The organism is Sphingobacterium sp. 18053 (assembly GCF_902706145.1).
GTDB lineage: Bacteria > Bacteroidota > Bacteroidia > Sphingobacteriales > Sphingobacteriaceae > Sphingobacterium > Sphingobacterium paramultivorum.
In genome coordinates this window covers 139,117-154,836 of sequence record NZ_CACSJW010000008.1, presented here as the reverse complement: position 1 = coordinate 154,836, position 15,720 = coordinate 139,117, and the positions used below count along the sequence as shown (strand labels likewise).

Genomic DNA, 15,720 nt, shown 5'->3' with positions numbered 1-15,720 from the left:
GTATTGCTGTTTTCAAATATTGATTATTGAGCTACAAATATCGCCAAGTTTTGACCTAATATGGGTTCCAGATTTACCGGTTGAATAATTATGTGCAGATTTACGGTATTAAATGAAAACATGGAATATGTTTTCACGATTTTACAGATTTAAATACTTCATTAAATAATTTTAGTTTGAAAAGAGTCCTCGTTATCCTGTTCATTTTGCTGGTTTCATTTTTAATGGCGGCGTTTTTTATCAAAGTCAATAAGAGGGAAACCTTGCTCTATAAGATACAGCAGTGGGTTACCTACGATACAGCAGATTGGGAAAATTATGAAAACAATAAACAGCTACTTGCCGCTGGGGCTACCGAAGTAACGACGACTGAAGTGGTAGGTGTAGAAGATGATCTATACCCGGTTGATACAAATCGCATATCGCCAGAATTTAGGGCTTTAGAAATCGAAAAAATTAGAAAGACAGATTTTGGACGATTAGTAATAGCGAAGTTACCACCGGATCATGAGGATGCACAAATCGCATTAATTCATCTCACGGATCGTAAATTGACCGATGTGATAATCAATCAGAAGATTAATATTAAAGTTGGAACTTGTTTTGAAAACCCAAAAACAGCAGGTAATTATCGTTGCGTGAGTTGTATGATTTTACTTTACAATCGAGAGAAGAAAAGTTGGGTGGAGGCTCCAAACGGTGAAAATTTCTTGAAAAATGCCTATGATTTTTACCAGGCGTCTGAAGGAGATATTTGGCAAGCACGCGAGTTGTCCATGAGAATCCCTTATGATTATGCGCTTATAGCAAAATATAGTAAGTAAAATTTCTTTTAAGTAGTTAATATCAATACCGTTATGTTTAAATTTTTAAGAGAATTATTGAATGCGGCAAAGGAAGGTATGCATGAAGCCAAAGATGAACTTACTTTTAAAGCCGAAGAGGAAAAAAGGGAGGAGAGTTTAGCAATTGATAACAATATACTTCTGGATATTCCTTATGAAGAACAGTTTGGTAATGCATTGGGAGCCGCATTTAGAGTCATTGTTTTTGGGGACTGGTTTACGGTATTCGGAAGTACGGGAGATGATGGAAATTATCCGATTCACTTATATCAATTTGGAAATTATCCCAAAATTGATCAATATAGAAGTGATTTTATCAAATTGTTAAAAAGAGATTTTGGTATAACAGATACAGACAGCTGTCTTGAAATGTTGAGTTCATATTTTACATTACTTGGAATAGAAAAGACCGGGACCGCATTGGAAGAAAAAAACGGCAAAATCGATACAGCCGTTTGGGATATCTCCAAAGTAGGGGTGAATGCCTTTGTTGTTGCTGTAGCAAGTCATATTACGACATCCGCAACGGACGTTGGATATCTATCAAAACCTGTGGCATTAGATGTTCTCAAAAAGTTGTCAGTATATGCGAAAAAGCATTTTAGTGATTGGTTGTTATTTTCCGATCATTTTATGGAAGGAGAAGATCAAGTTGGGTTAAATAGTAAAATTGGGAAATCTTATTTGAAAAGGTATATTGGGTATCTTAAAGAAAAGAAAGGAAGTCCCTGGAATAATGTCGCATGGTGGAATGGTAATCATTCCGTCTGAGTGTTGTCTCATGTGGCCTCCACATCCACTACATTTTACGGCTTTGGATTTGCTCTATCAATTGGAACAACAAATCGCTCAGAAAGAACTCGGCGACCATAGCTATCTCGAAAGATTAGATGCTATCGAGAAAGATAAAGGGGGAATTCCTATGTTTTATCTGACTTGTGGAAGTTAATTTTTTTTGTGGAATAAATGAATTTTAAAGGCATTTTTTTGGTTATCAGTTGTATGTTGATCGTTGTCGTGTTGACAGAAGTCTATAAGAAAAATGTAGCTAAAAATTATTTATACGGTGTTAAAAAAAGCTATGAGATGAATGATCATTTTGAAACAGATAAATTAAGAAAACTGTCGTCACGACCCTTTCTATTTGGTATAGAAGATAATCTGTTAAGTGACGAAGATTATTTTTTTGATGAAAATTATTTCTACGCTGTCGGTCGAAAAGGTGGGGCAGGTAGATCCTTTAGGTTAGTGGATATCATTGAACTTCGTAGGACATCGACTCAAATTAATAATCACTATATCTGGCAAGTTGTCGTTCAATTGGATAGTAAGGGACAGTCCATTTTCAGTTTTACGCATAACTATTCCCTCTGGAATAGAAATTTCTATGTTTTTTATCAAAAAATACGAGAACTCAATCCACATGCAATCAAATCAAAATGGAGTTTGTGGACGATGTAACAAATTCAATTTCAACACTTGGATGTATAGAAAAAGAAAAGTGGCTAAAACTGTAATCTAATTGCTTTTGTTATCCTAAGTAAAACGTTATGGGTAAATTACGATTATTGATCATGAATGTGTTGGTAGTTTTTCTTTATGGAGCTTGTCAATTACCTCAACGCCCGCCACAGTCCAGTACAAATGAATCTAAGCACAAGGCACAGGAATTACCTTCTAACATAACGTTTTTTGGTGGTGGAAGATCTAAGGAAATGAATATGGTATCAGGGAAAACGGATACTATTTTCATTTCAGTCCATCAGGCGGATTCGGTTCTTATCAAAATAAAAACTCCCGCGGATACAGCCAATGTACGAATTAGTCAGCTTTTTCTGCCCAATGGTTCGGCTGATGGCCCCTTTGGCCAAGAGCTTGCCTATAGATTTAAAGATGTTGGCCAATATCATATTACGGTGAATGAGAATAAAATGATAGGGAATCATTACTCAGGGCCTTATGTAGTACAAATTGTGCCAATAGTTCAATAGTACACTTGAAATAATAGAATAGAACAATAGTTATTCCGAGTAAAATGGATTCATAATAACTATTGTCGCATTCAGGAATTTATTACAGCAGGCCTTCTGCTAATATAGGATTAAAATAAGATCTTCTTTCCAGGCTACTCAACATCACCTGTGTACTTGATCGTATTATTCACGTAAAGCGTTGATTTTTTAGCATCATATTTATAGTTATCCTTTTGGTAAATTTCGTTTTCGACTTTATCCAGGATAATGTTTTTTTTACTGTCATCAGGTAAAAATAATTCTAGCTTTGATTTATCCTCGCTAAGGACAACAAAGGCACTAATGACAGCTTTTCCTTCTTCTTTCTCCGTTGGATTTAGGCGTAAGCCCACATTGAAGACCTGGATACATCCTTGTTTGATCTCACTCCAAGTTTGTCCTGCCGCGACTAAACAACCGTGCTCATCCTTGCTGCCGCCGACCGACGGAGTTGCTTCCTTACTTTGGCCAGCTGTTTCTTTTGATTCGCTGTTCTTGGGAGCATTGTTACAGGCTGTAAAAGTAAAAAGGCTCATGACTATAAATGCTAGTTTTCTCATTTGAATCGGTTTTTATATGTTTTCTCATGTTCACACAATAAATATACCATACTCTTCTGTTTATTCAGCAATCGACTTATTACGGTAGGCTTTCATCCTTTCCTTAGCTATAAGGTGCAGCTCCGCGGTATCGCAGAAAAATGTGTGTAGCGTAAGTCAATATTGTCATAGGACAAGTCGAATTTCTGTGTAGTTTATTAATATTGTGGTGCCGCGCAATGTGATCTTTTGTATCAGAACATTGGACGGAATGATTTTAAACCAATGTAGATAGACAAAAGTATTCTTATCATTTAAAACATCCTATGAAACATAAAGATCATCCTGTCAAAAATTTGGTTTCGGTTATTTTAGTTGAAAAGCAACTAGCCGATGTTTGGAAATATTGGAATGATGCTGATGCAATTATGCAATGGAATATTCCATTTGACGATTGGCACTGCCCTGCTGTTCATATTGACTTTAGGGAGGGCGGGATGTTTAATTTTAGAATGGAACAAAAAAATAGTCGAGAGGGATTTGATTATGTAGGATTATACAATGAGATTATTTTGATGGAGTACATTGGAAGTACCAGTGGAGGGAGAACCTGTGTTGTTGAATTTCAGGCGATTGATAACAATACGATTATCCGGGAAACTTTCGAACCTGATACATTTACACCTTTGGACCTACAACAGTCTTTTACCGATGGCGTCTTGCTAAGTTTTAAAAAATTTATAGAAAACAAATCGTTGTAGAAGCGTGTTGCTACTGACAGAAATATAGACTTTATAGAATAAATTATGCGTGAAATAAAATCGAAAAGCGGTTATGCACCTGCAAATGGAATAAAACTTTACTACGAAATATTCGGCACAGGAAAGCCTTTAGTATTGATTCATGGCGGAGGTTCCTCTGGGTTCTCTGATTTTGAAGAAACAGTAAAAAGATTGCATGATCAGTACCAGTTGATTGTGATAGACCTGCAAAATCATGGAAGATCCGAACACAGAACCACTCCCGAAACCTTCGAGCAGGATGCGAAAGATATTTCGGCTGTTCTTGACTTCTTTTCTATCGAAAAAGCTTCATTTTTCGGTTTTAGTAATGGAGCGACAACACTTTTGAAATTTGCGATAATGTATCCGGACAAGGTGGAAAAGTTGATTGCTGCATCGGGAAATACGAAAAGAGAGGGGCTTTTAGATGGTTTTTTTGAAAGTATGGAAGCTTCAACGATTAACGATATACCACCTTTTCTCAAAGAAAATTTTATGAAGCTGAACCCAGATCCGGAGAAATTTCGAAATATGTATGAAAAAGATAGCCAGCGCATGATAAACTTTAAAGACTTCGAACCGGAATCCTTAAGCCTTTTGACCTGCCCGGTATTTTTGATAGGTGGAGACCAAGATGTTGTAAAAACGACACATCTAGCTGCCATGCAACAGCAGATTCCTCATGCCCGACTGCTTATTTTACCGGCTAATCATGGGAACTATATGATGGCTGATTTTAATGGCGATGTAAATGACCAATTGATCGATTTTACACTAGGGCAAATACAGCATTTTTTGGCACCCAATTGATACCTGTTCAATCGAATAAGTTCGCGCCAAAGGTTTATCGATAATTACGCATATTACGTTCCATCTTACGTATGCGCTGTTCGTTTTTTCCGTCAACACGAGATGCCACCGCCCAAATGGCTGCGGGTATCCAACCCAGTATGGTCATCTGTAGGATCAAACAGAGAATGCCACTTAGAATCTTACCGCGTAAAAAAAACGATAACCAAGGAAGTAAGACTGCTATTAATATCATAAATAATAGGGTTATAAACATTAAAATACAAAAGTACGGTATTCACCATTAAAAATCACGAATAATATCAATTAAAGCAATTTAAGTTATTTTTTGCTTGTTTGTAATGTATTGATGCTTAATGTGTAATGGTTTTGCGTTGCTAGAATAGGTAAATGTTAAGAAAACTTAAAATATGCTTTCTGACAGATGAATTTTAGAATTTTAAGGAGGTGTGGCACCAAAGTTGATGTTTCCCTGTCGAATATTTTAGATGCAGATTACATATAATAAATGACGGAAAACATGGGAAACAATAATAACATTATTGAGAATTTAGATAGCAAATATCATGGATATCTAGAAGATGAGGGGAAATGGCTCAATGATGGATTTAAGAATATTTTCATCGATGGGGAACCAAGTAAAGCAAATCTGAAAACCTCGGTTTATCTTATGTTACCCCAAGAGATCAGAGAATATGTTGATCAATTGTTACTCAACGATTGATTATAAATTATACCAGCAAATCGTTCAAAGTAAAAGTTTACTAGAATCAGTTTTTTCTGATTTTAGTAAACTTTTACTTGTTTAAACAGGGGAGAGCAGACCACATCTCCATTAAATACCATATTCTTTCACGGTTTGGCAAATTTGCTCTTTTTGTTTTCGGCTTAATACGTTCAACATGTTAAGGATTTCTTTACCTTGAAAAGTCTCAAGCTCAAGTCTAGAACCCAACCAATTGCTTTCAATAATACGGATATTAACGATTTGAATGTAGGGCACGAATACCAGCGCATCCAAATCTGCTAAAGCCCACATACTACCGGTCTTCTTTTTAATCCGTTTAAAATACAATCCTTTTTTATCTGTTCGGGCTCGGATGATCTTCCTGCTGCTCTTTAAAAGAAGGCAGCCGCCGATAATAAAAGATAAATGGAGCAACAGCATAAATAATGAGACTAAAAAGCGAAATACATCTTTAAAGTCAAGTACCATGGCACTGAAATTCTCTTTAAATGAATCATTCGGATGATAACCGATGAGACATGTAGATATCCCCATTAAAATCAAGATACTACCGATGATAATGGATCGCCAATTAGGTAGGTAATAATTAATAAAGGTTTCACTGTCTGTGGCTGCTAATTTTCTCCTTTTCATATCTAAATATAGGGACCTTATAAATTGACCGTACAGAAGACTTACAATTCGTTCAGAAGCATTTATAATTCGACAACTATTGTTATAAAGGCATGAAGTCTGTTTTTGAAATTATTATGAACTTGTTTATTGGTCGCATCGAAATCCATGTTACGGAAGATTGGACCACTGTACATCTGCTATCTGGATGAGGTGGATACGAAAGAGTTGCGATACATTTGCACTATAAATCAAAATATTTAATGAAAATGAATTATAACATTAGAAAGGCAAGTCTTGAGGATCTTGATCAAGCAGCAGCGTTATTCAATCTTTATCGGATTTTCTACAGACAAGAATCGGATTTGGAAAAAGCCAAAGAATTTTTGAGGGACCGATTTTTGTACGGAGAGTCAGAAATCTTTTTGGCAATTCAGGGCGAACAAGCTGTTGGTTTTGTTCAGCTTTATAAATTGTTTCATTATACTAAATTGCAGCGACAGTGGTTGTTGAGTGATCTATTTGTGCATCCTGATCACCGGAGTAAAGGTCTTTCGGTTCGGCTTATAGATCGTAGTAAAGTCTGGTGTGAAGAGACTGGAGCTTGTGGTCTGATGCTTGAGACCGAGAAAACAAATGTTATCGGTAATAGTCTTTATCCGAGGTGTGGATTTGAATACGACGGCATGCATAACTATTATCATTGGTGGCGATAACCTTAACTGGATCGTCAGGGCACTTCTGCGTCTGGCGATCCAGTTGGCAACTGAGATTAATTAGACGGCAAATTGTGTCAAATGATGATCCAGGTGTTTATAAAACATGTTGTTCCACTCCCAGCTTTTAAGCTTGCCGAAAGAATGGGACTCCTTCCCATCAAAATAGTTTTCGCCCAATTCCAGCGTTTTTTTAATGTAATCGATTAACCTACGTTGCTCGATCTCGAAATCACGTCTGGATGTTACCAGAAACTCTGTAGCAGTAGGGTTATTTCTCTTATAAGGTTTTTCATTGACCACCAGATTCTTTACAAACCATTTTAGTAGTAGTTTCTTTAATCCAGTAGGCTTAGGATACTTGTCTTCATAGATCAATTCATAGATCACATTGCAGTGGGCTAACATTTGATCGACAGTCATTTTACCCCATTGGGCACTGCTGTCTGGATTAAGATTTTGAATCCGTGCTATCACTTCATCACTCACTGTTTTGTCAAAAATATTTTTCATTATTTAAATGCTAATTGGTTTTCAGGTTGCTGGAACTTTGGTTGGGGATGATAACGTACGAAATAATAGTCTATATTAATTGAAGTATAATATCACATTTAAAGGTTCATCTTTTACAGTTACTTTCTTTTCGGTAGGCCCATTTTTATTGCTGTACCTCAATGTATAAGACTGATTTTTTTTCACGATAAATGTTAAATAGTCATTCGCATCCTGCAGTTTAGTTGCGGTCGAACCACCGCCAATTTGATCATTTCCTTGAAAGATATCTACATTGCATTTTGTTCTGCCTTCCGGTTGACATTGATCGTTACTGAGATACATGGTTACGTTTAGACGGGTGTAAGATTTGTCGTTCAATTGTTGGCTATATTGCTGATTGAATAGATCAATATAGCGCTGGGAAACATTATCTGCATATACTTCTGTTTCGCTCCATGCTGGGAATGAGGTAGCTGCCGGTTTGTAGGAAGCCGCATAAATGGAATGTTCCTTGCTATTCGGATCGGCTTTCCCTGCGTCGGCCAAAAACCAGCTATAATTTAGGTCTTTGTCCGGATAATATTCAGTAAAATACCATTTACCATTAATCCATACCTCGACCCAACTGTGGTTACCACGATTGTCATGCCAGTTTGGTGTACCGGCAATCCGGGCCGGTATACCTACTGATCGCAATGCATCGATCAGTAAAATGGATAATCCGGTACAAGATGCCATTCCTTGGCTTATCGATTCAGATGGATTTTGATCTGCTTTTTTTCGTTGGGTATTGTAATCGACTTTTACTTCATCTCTGATATTCTTATTTATGGCTACAATGGCATCTTTCATCGTGTTGCTATTTGTTACATATTTTGAGAAACGATCGTAGAAATCAGCACGCCAGTCGTCTAGATCTTCAGAAAATACACGATAGGGCAATACCTCATTTAGAAAAATAGAATCTGGAATTTCCTTAGCCCAGGAAAATGTTGATTTTGCCTGGTAAGCCTTTTCAATATTATGGATAAGATGATCACTCTTAATCGTCGTTAAATCATTCTTAGGCATATAAGCTATGAGAAAAGCCGCGCCTTCACGCATTTCTTTGGGCAGTTTCTCTAGTACTTTTTCCAATTCATTACGATTCGTGCCGGCAGCTTTTAGTGCATTTTTCACCGGTTTTTGATACTGACTTGGTAAAGAGGAAAGCTTGAAATCTTGTGCAGATGCTTTGAAAAAAATGGCTGTAGATAAACAGCAGAAAACTAAAGAAAATACCTTTTTTAACATAATATACGCTTGCTTGTTCTTTATCTATTTAAATTAACACAATTTGTATATTTCAAACATAGATAAATTGATTTTTATATGCAAAAATACGTTTTATAGTCTGACTCGTAACTTAGAAGCCCAATTTACATAATATCTTCTTTGACAGCCCGTGAGCCTCTGTTCTAGCCCGATAGCTACCTGCATTGGGACAGAGCCGTATCACAGTCCCTGTGAATCCAAGATGAATCCGACATTCTCTTGGAGTGACAGCCCTTTATTAAGGTGGACTCAACGCGAACGAAGTACGTCGATGTACTTTTGGATTGCGCTGCACTTCTAAAAAGTCAAAAGGTGTTAATCCCGCACAATTTCATTTGCAAATGAATACAAATTTATTTTAGTTTGAAGATCTTTAAGGCAAAGTAAAGATCATAACCCAAAAAATAATTTGAATGACAATTCCGATGAAGCCGTTTCATTTTCTATATTATAGTGTATGCTGTCTGATCCTTTTATCTGGTATGCTGTATTCCTGTCAATCGCAAAATCCGGATCGGGTGATACTTGAAAAATTGGATAGAACTTTTAATGCATCCAAATTTTATGGCCCCAAAATAAAAAGGAGCGAAGAGTTGCTGCATGCGGACGTTAAAAGTATGGATAAGAAAGAGTTGAAAAAAGTCTTTGAAACCGCCATATTTAAAAAGGATACGCTTGCTATTTTTAATTCAGAAGGGAGTCTGCCAACGTTATTTTATATCGAGTCTACCGCAGCTTGGGGAACACGGAAATTAAAGCCAGTTAAAGATTTCGGTTATCGTTATACAACTGTTTCATACAATGAAGAAAAGGATACCGTAGCGATATTAAACGGAGTTTCTTTTCCAGCCTTGACTATGGCAGAAGATAAAAATGGTGAATTTGCATATCTATATGCACTGAAGACTTCAAAAAATAAAGATGATTTTCAAAATATTTACAACTATCTACAGAACGCGTTTACAAAATTGACGCTTCAAGATGATGCGGGAAGTGGTATAAAAGGTTGGGAAAATAAAGACTTTTACTATTTTCTACATAAAAAAAATAGAAGGGAAGAACAGATTTTTTCGTTTGGAGAAGATGAAGACGACAAGCCGACGACTACAGACATCACCGATATCCGTTTGGAAATTTATTCTAAAATTTACATCCAAAATATGCAACAAGAGCAGGTTTACTTACCGGATTATATTCCCATTATCAAATGACAGATGTAGATAATTGGTAACCGTCAAACTTGTTACAAACCTGCATAAGCGAATTTGTTTATATTTACTTCCTTGTAAAAAAATCAATCAAATCGTTTTATTTTTATGTCAGATACTCAAATACCGACTTCCGCTTATGCAGATACCAAACCACATTATGCTGTACTTGATGGGTTACGTGGGGTCGCAGCTATTACCGTGGTTTGCTTTCATATTTTTGAAGCCTTTGCAACGAGCCATTTAGATCAGCGAATTAATCATGGTTATTTGGCGGTCGACTTTTTCTTTATGCTTTCAGGATTTGTCGTGGGCTATGCTTATGATGATCGCTGGAAGACGATGACAACAAAAGAATTTATAAAACGAAGAATAATACGTTTACATCCGATGGTTGTTATGGGAGCGATCATTGGAGCGGTTATGTTCTATTTTCAGGGTTGTTCTGTTTGGGATGTGACCAAAGTGACATTTTCTTCGCTGGCAATCGCGACCCTATTGAATGCCTTGTTAATTCCTGCGATTCCGGGGCATGAGGTGAGAGGGCTTGGGGAGATGTTTCCATTAAATGGACCAAGCTGGTCGTTGTTTTTTGAATACATCGGTAATATCCTGTATGCATTGGTCATTCGAAGATTTTCGACCAAAGCGTTAGCCGGACTCGTTATTTTATTCGGAATAGGTTTGGCTGCATTTGCGATATTGGGACCCTTGGGAGATATCTGTGCCGGTTTTTCACTCACAGGAACAGAATTTACGGCAGGTTCACTTCGACTTTTATTTTCTTTTACAGCGGGTCTATTTCTATCGAGGATATTTAAATCTTTACAGATCAAGGGAGCATTTTGGATTTGTAGTTTAATCTTAGTGCCACTTTTGGCCATGCCGCGCATTGGTGGGGCCGAGCATTTATGGATGAATGGTCTGTACGACACGTTATGTTGTGTTGTTGTTTTCCCTTTGCTTGTTGTTTTAGGAGCATCTGGCAAGGGAGAAAGCGGTATTACAAGTTGGCTTTGCAAGTTTTTAGGCGATATATCCTATCCTTTATATATGGTACATTATCCCTTTATTTATCTATACTATGCTTGGGTCAAGAATGAAAATCTGAGTTTTGAAGAATCTCTGCCGGGAGTAGCAGCTGTTGTGATCGGAAGTATTGTGCTTGCATACGGCTGTTTGAAGTTATACGATATACCCGTACGGCGATATCTGTCAAAACGATTTCTAAGATCAAAAGGGAAATAGCCGCCGGCAAACTAATCCTATATTTATTATAAAATAAATTTTCAGTAAATATACATCAAAGACTAAAAACAGGTAAAACGGCTGTAAATAAAGGCTTTACAGCCGTTTTATGATTTTTTGGTAATGAGATAAAAAGCAGTAAAAAGCGAGGTTTGGCAAAAGTAAGGTTACTAAAACGTTACTTTTAAATATCGAAAATGATTATTTTAAAATACTGTATTTCAGCTTTTTGCACAGTTTTTCATATTGTTCCGTGGCTCACATAAGTTTAATTTTATCATTAAGAATTGTGAGTATGGAAACGACAAAAAAATCAACATTCAAGGTGCTTTTTTACCTTAAAAAGAATGCCCCGAAAAAAAACGGAAAGGTTACGGTAATGTGCAGGATTACCGTAAACGGCAAACAGTCTGCATTCAGCACCAAGCTTGATATTTCCGCAACAAATTGGGATTTGAAGTACGGCAGGGTTTTAGGAAAAAGCCGGGAAGCTCAGGACGTAAATGGTAAACTTGACAAGATACGTTTGGGTATTGAAGATTGCTATTCCAAAATCCTGAAAAACGAGGGAGCGGTAAACAGTGCGAAACTAAAAAATGCCCTTCTCGGTATGGAAAGCGGAGAACTGACCTTTTTCAAATTCTACGAACAGTTCCTGTCGGACTATGAGAAAAAGGTAAATAGCGGAATTCGGGTTATCGGAACCCGCAGGAAGTACAAAACACTTTTAATGCACCTACGCAATTTTGCATTTACAAAATACGGCTACTCCGATGTGCCGTTTAACGACCTTACCCCTGATTTTGTGCAGGACTTTGATTACTACCTTCGTGATGACCAGAGTTTAACCCACAACACCATTTGGCTGTATATGATTGGCTTTACCACGCTTTGCCGATTGGCAATGAGCAGAAAGCATCTTGCTTTTAATCCGTTCAGCGAGTACAAGAATACCAAAAAGGACAAGGATAGAGGTTATCTGTTGCGGAACGAGTTGGAACAACTTGTAACATTCAACTGCGAGAAAAAGAAAGACGAATTGGTTAAAGACCTGTTTGTTTTCAGTTGCTTTACAGGTCTTTCCTATTCCGATATAAAAGGACTTAGAAACAGTAATATTCAGGATTTCTTTGACGGCAACCAATGGATTATTGTACGCAGGAAAAAGACAGCAACATCGTCAAACGTGATGCTCTTGGATATACCGAAAATGATTATCGAAAAATATGCAGGATTCGCAAAGGACGGCAAGGTATTTCCTGTACCATCAAATACGGTCTGTAATGACAGCCTAAAGAGAATATCCCAACTGATTGACTGCCTTAAAGAAAGGAAAGTAACCTTTCATTTGGCACGGCACACTTTCGCTACGCTCTTTTTAAGCGAGGGCGTTCCGCTTGAAAGTTTGAGTAAGATGTTAGGACATAAAAATATTGCCACAACGCAAATTTACGCCAAGATACTCAACGAGAAAGTCGGAAAGGATATGCAAAAGGTTTCTCATAAATTTAAGGATATGGAGAGGTCTTTTGTTTCTGAACTATAATCTACATTATCAAAATAATTTATTTAAAAACAGAGGTAAATTTACCTCTGTTTTGTTTTTTATTCAAAATATTTTATTATTTTTGAGGTAAATTTACCTTTAGAGGAATGATAGATAATTTATTACATAAAAGTTTTGAGTATAACGGACCTTCTATTGAAGATTTGTTTACAGAGAAATTAGAGCAGTCGGGCTTAACAAAAACCCAATTTGAGAAGCTGTCTGGAATGGAGAGAAGAAGTTTGGATGCTATTTTAGATAAGACTTCTAAGCAAACTGATATTATTAAACTATTAAAGCTCGCTGAGTTTTTAGAAGTCGATTTAAGTGAATTACTCATTATTTATTTCAAAGATAGACCTGTTGAAGAAATCAGAGAGCTTCAATCATCAATGGATATTACATTCATCAATAAATATTTTGATTTAAAAACATTAGCGGGATTAGGATTTATTCAAAAGAATGATTCTTTGGAAACTCTGAAAGACCGCATTTGTAGTTTTTTTGACTTAGATTCCATTTACGATTACGATAGAGAGTTAAGTGATGCTCTTTATAGTAGAACTAAAAAATCTTTCAGTGATAAAATGAAAGACTTTTGGATAAAATCCAGCTATAAATATTTCGAGCTTATTGACAATCCAAATGAATATAGCAGAAAGGAATTAGTGGAACTGATTCCTAAAATCAAACCTTACACTCAAAATATAGAAAATGGCCTGCTAACTGTTTTTCAAGCATTATATAATATCGGCGTTACAGTAGTTTTTCAGCCATTATTACCTAAAACACAGATTAGAGGCGCAACTTTTTTCATAAATGATAAACCGTGTATTGTCATCACTGATTTTAATAAGAACTATGCTACCATTTGGTTTGCGTTAATTCACGAATTACATCACGTGTTATTTGATTTAGAAACAATACAGAAAACAAGTTACCATTTATCAGGAGAGCCGGATTTGTTTTTGATTCAGGAGGACAAAGCAAATGAATTTGCTTCTGAATACTTGTTGTCCTCAGAAAAAATGAGATACATTGAAAAATTGATTCATAATAAGTTTATGGTAGAGAAATTTGCTAAAGAGTGTCAAATACATCCTTGTATTATTTATTCTCAATATCAATGGAGGCAATCTGAATTAGGAAACGATTATTGGGCAGCATTTAAAGATGCTTTTCCGAACATAAAAAATATAACCAAAAAATTGAATGTTGCTAATTGGGATGTGGAATCAATCAAAGAAGCATCATTGAAAATAAGAGAATTATTAACAGTATAAAGCCATCAAAATGAGCGATAATAATTTAAACAAAAACAAAGTAGAACGTAATCTCTCGAAAGAGGATTTAGAAAGATTAGAGATTTTACAAAAATCAGAAGAAGTAAAAGGCGAACAGCTTTTTATAAATTATGATTCAGAAGTAGTAATTGAAAACGAAGCAGAACAGTTACTCGGGCAAAAAATAGATGACCCGGTTCAAAAATTCCAGTTATACTATCACGGACTTACCAAGTTATTAAAAGATAATTTACCAAAAGGTAAAGAGTTTGAGGATGTTCGCAGAATAGTATATGATGAAAAGAATGTACTAATTAACAGAGGTGCCAAAAAAGATGAAAAAGGAATTAGAGGAAGTGATGGCAGAATGGCATATACCGAAGATTTGGAAGAAGCAATAAAAATTGTTGCAGAATGGACAAGTAGAAAAGGAACGCCGGCAGAACTTTTTATGTCTTTTTGGGATAAGAATGAAGAGCTTGGTTACGGGCATCAAGATTAATGATTAAGATTACTATATTTTTAACTAAATAATGCTTGTAAACCAATCCATTATAACAGATATAAAAGCCATTATAGCCCAGTCAAAAGACAAAGCTATACGTGCCGTTGACCATCAGCGAACGCTAATGTATTGGCATATTGGCAAACGTATCTTTGAAGAAGAACAAGAGGGAAAAGAACGTGCAGATTATGGAACGTTTCTTATCAAATATCTTTCAGAACAACTGCAACCCGAGTTCGGAAGTGGTTTTTCCACAAGACAAATAAACCTTTATAGACAGTTTTACCGCACATTTGAGAATGTGCATACACTGTATGCACAATTGAGTTGGAGCCAATACAAGCTACTTTTAAGCGTTGACAGTCAGGATAAAAGAGAGTTTTATATTGCTGAAACCATAAAAAACAATTGGACGGTAAGGCAGTTGGAACGGCAGATTTACAGTAGTTTGTACGAACGACTTTTGTTGAGCAATGATAAAGAAAGTGTTTTAGCGGTTGCCAAAAATGAGAAACAGCCGTCTGATGCCAAAGAAATCATTAAAGACCCGATGTATTTGGAGTTTTTGGGCTTGAAAAGAGAAGCATCTTATTACGAAAGAGATTTGGAAAGTGCCATTATCACACACTTACAGGAGTTCTTGTTGGAGTTAGGCAATGGATTTTCCTTTGTAGCAAGGCAAAAAAGAATACATATTGAGGGAGATGAGTTCTTTGTGGACTTGGTATTTTACAACCGCATTTTGCAATGTTTTGTCATTATTGAAATCAAAACCACTAAACTAACGCATCAGGACATCGGGCAATTGCAGATGTACGTCAATTATTATGACCGTATAGAAAAACTGTCACACGAAAACCCGACCATTGGTATTTTGCTTTGTGCTAATAAAAATGATGCTGTTGTTCGCTTTACATTACCCGAAAATCAAAAGCAAATTATCGCAAGCCAATACGAATTATATCTACCAACCGAACAGCAATTATTGGAAGAAGTAAACAAAGAGTTGGAGAATTTTGAGGAGAAGGATAACGATTAAAATGAATTAAAGACAGTT

Annotated in this window: 20 protein-coding genes; 15 read left to right on the top strand and 5 right to left on the bottom strand. The window is 36.2% G+C overall.

The annotated features are described in order from the left end of the window. Positions 1 to 176 precede the first annotated feature (176 nt). The 5 genes from GVK91_RS19230 (at position 177) to GVK91_RS19210 (ending at position 2,836) form a co-directional block, all read left to right on the top strand. The gene (locus GVK91_RS19230; RefSeq protein ID WP_200845665.1) at positions 177 to 824 is read left to right on the top strand and encodes a hypothetical protein; all 648 of its coding nucleotides are present in this window, start codon (positions 177 to 179) and stop codon (positions 822 to 824) included. A 33-nt stretch (positions 825 to 857) separates the two neighbouring features. Continuing rightward, positions 858 to 1,616 carry a DUF1266 domain-containing protein gene (locus GVK91_RS19225; protein WP_153846707.1) on the top strand — a complete coding sequence of 253 codons (759 nt, stop codon included), beginning with the start codon at positions 858 to 860 and terminating at the stop codon, positions 1,614 to 1,616. Between the two features lie 10 nt (positions 1,617 to 1,626). Continuing rightward, a complete protein-coding gene (locus tag GVK91_RS19220) occupies positions 1,627 to 1,794 on the top strand; it encodes a hypothetical protein (protein WP_159730897.1) in 168 nt (55 codons plus the stop codon). Between the two features lie 17 nt (positions 1,795 to 1,811). Beyond that, a complete protein-coding gene (locus GVK91_RS19215) occupies positions 1,812 to 2,306 on the top strand; it encodes a hypothetical protein (protein WP_159730895.1) in 495 nt (164 codons plus the stop codon). Positions 2,307 to 2,395: 89 nt separating this feature from the next. After that, entirely contained in the window at positions 2,396 to 2,836 is a 441-nt protein-coding gene (locus GVK91_RS19210) for a hypothetical protein (RefSeq protein WP_153846710.1), read from the top strand. 134 nt (positions 2,837 to 2,970) lie between these two features. Here GVK91_RS19210 and GVK91_RS19205 read toward each other — a convergent pair whose 3' ends face one another. Then, the gene (locus tag GVK91_RS19205) at positions 2,971 to 3,417 is read right to left on the bottom strand and encodes a hypothetical protein (protein WP_153846711.1); all 447 of its coding nucleotides are present in this window, start codon (positions 3,415 to 3,417) and stop codon (positions 2,971 to 2,973) included. A 305-nt stretch (positions 3,418 to 3,722) separates the two neighbouring features. On the opposite strand from GVK91_RS19205, the gene GVK91_RS19200 reads away from it, so the two are divergent. Both GVK91_RS19200 and GVK91_RS19195 read left to right on the top strand, forming a co-directional pair. Further along, entirely contained in the window at positions 3,723 to 4,157 is a 435-nt protein-coding gene (locus tag GVK91_RS19200; RefSeq protein ID WP_153846712.1) for an SRPBCC domain-containing protein, read from the top strand. A gap of 45 nt (positions 4,158 to 4,202) precedes the next feature. Next, on the top strand, positions 4,203 to 4,988 hold the full coding sequence (locus GVK91_RS19195) for an alpha/beta fold hydrolase (protein WP_153846713.1): 786 nt from the start codon (positions 4,203 to 4,205) through the stop codon (positions 4,986 to 4,988). Between the two features lie 34 nt (positions 4,989 to 5,022). Here the strand turns inward: GVK91_RS19195 and GVK91_RS19190 are convergent, their stop codons facing one another. Continuing rightward, positions 5,023 to 5,223 carry a YqaE/Pmp3 family membrane protein gene (locus GVK91_RS19190; protein ID WP_075994862.1) on the bottom strand — a complete coding sequence of 67 codons (201 nt, stop codon included), beginning with the start codon at positions 5,221 to 5,223 and terminating at the stop codon, positions 5,023 to 5,025. Between the two features lie 285 nt (positions 5,224 to 5,508). Here GVK91_RS19190 and GVK91_RS19185 point away from each other — a divergent pair, with 285 nt between their 5' ends. Further along, positions 5,509 to 5,712 carry a hypothetical protein gene (locus GVK91_RS19185; RefSeq protein WP_153846714.1) on the top strand — a complete coding sequence of 68 codons (204 nt, stop codon included), beginning with the start codon at positions 5,509 to 5,511 and terminating at the stop codon, positions 5,710 to 5,712. A gap of 111 nt (positions 5,713 to 5,823) precedes the next feature. Here GVK91_RS19185 and GVK91_RS19180 read toward each other — a convergent pair whose 3' ends face one another. Then, on the bottom strand, positions 5,824 to 6,369 hold the full coding sequence (locus GVK91_RS19180; RefSeq protein WP_153846715.1) for a hypothetical protein: 546 nt from the start codon (positions 6,367 to 6,369) through the stop codon (positions 5,824 to 5,826). 248 nt (positions 6,370 to 6,617) lie between these two features. Between GVK91_RS19180 and GVK91_RS19175 the strand changes: the two genes are divergently transcribed. Then, the gene (locus tag GVK91_RS19175) at positions 6,618 to 7,064 is read left to right on the top strand and encodes a GNAT family N-acetyltransferase (RefSeq protein WP_075993209.1); all 447 of its coding nucleotides are present in this window, start codon (positions 6,618 to 6,620) and stop codon (positions 7,062 to 7,064) included. Positions 7,065 to 7,124: 60 nt separating this feature from the next. On the opposite strand, the gene GVK91_RS19170 is transcribed toward GVK91_RS19175, so the two are convergent. Continuing rightward, complete coding sequence (locus tag GVK91_RS19170) at positions 7,125 to 7,577, bottom strand: DUF1569 domain-containing protein (protein ID WP_153846716.1); 453 nt, start codon at positions 7,575 to 7,577, stop codon at positions 7,125 to 7,127. A 75-nt stretch (positions 7,578 to 7,652) separates the two neighbouring features. Continuing rightward, positions 7,653 to 8,852 (bottom strand): transglutaminase family protein, encoded by a 1,200-nt coding sequence (locus GVK91_RS19165; RefSeq protein WP_159730893.1) that lies wholly within the window; start codon positions 8,850 to 8,852, stop codon positions 7,653 to 7,655. Positions 8,853 to 9,298: 446 nt separating this feature from the next. On the opposite strand from GVK91_RS19165, the gene GVK91_RS19160 reads away from it, so the two are divergent. From GVK91_RS19160 to GVK91_RS19135, 6 genes are all read left to right on the top strand, one after another. Further along, positions 9,299 to 10,084 carry a hypothetical protein gene (locus GVK91_RS19160; protein ID WP_235032962.1) on the top strand — a complete coding sequence of 262 codons (786 nt, stop codon included), beginning with the start codon at positions 9,299 to 9,301 and terminating at the stop codon, positions 10,082 to 10,084. A 105-nt stretch (positions 10,085 to 10,189) separates the two neighbouring features. Then, complete coding sequence (locus GVK91_RS19155; RefSeq protein WP_159730889.1) at positions 10,190 to 11,329, top strand: acyltransferase; 1,140 nt, start codon at positions 10,190 to 10,192, stop codon at positions 11,327 to 11,329. A gap of 295 nt (positions 11,330 to 11,624) precedes the next feature. Then, positions 11,625 to 12,875, top strand: a complete 1,251-nt coding sequence (locus GVK91_RS19150; protein ID WP_159730887.1) for a site-specific integrase — start codon at positions 11,625 to 11,627, stop codon at positions 12,873 to 12,875. A gap of 107 nt (positions 12,876 to 12,982) precedes the next feature. Further along, positions 12,983 to 14,158 (top strand): ImmA/IrrE family metallo-endopeptidase, encoded by a 1,176-nt coding sequence (locus GVK91_RS19145; RefSeq protein ID WP_159730885.1) that lies wholly within the window; start codon positions 12,983 to 12,985, stop codon positions 14,156 to 14,158. A 10-nt stretch (positions 14,159 to 14,168) separates the two neighbouring features. Continuing rightward, the gene (locus GVK91_RS19140; protein ID WP_159730883.1) at positions 14,169 to 14,660 is read left to right on the top strand and encodes a hypothetical protein; all 492 of its coding nucleotides are present in this window, start codon (positions 14,169 to 14,171) and stop codon (positions 14,658 to 14,660) included. A gap of 31 nt (positions 14,661 to 14,691) precedes the next feature. Further along, positions 14,692 to 15,702 (top strand): YhcG family protein, encoded by a 1,011-nt coding sequence (locus GVK91_RS19135; protein ID WP_159730881.1) that lies wholly within the window; start codon positions 14,692 to 14,694, stop codon positions 15,700 to 15,702. The last annotated feature ends 18 nt before the right edge of the window (positions 15,703 to 15,720 follow it).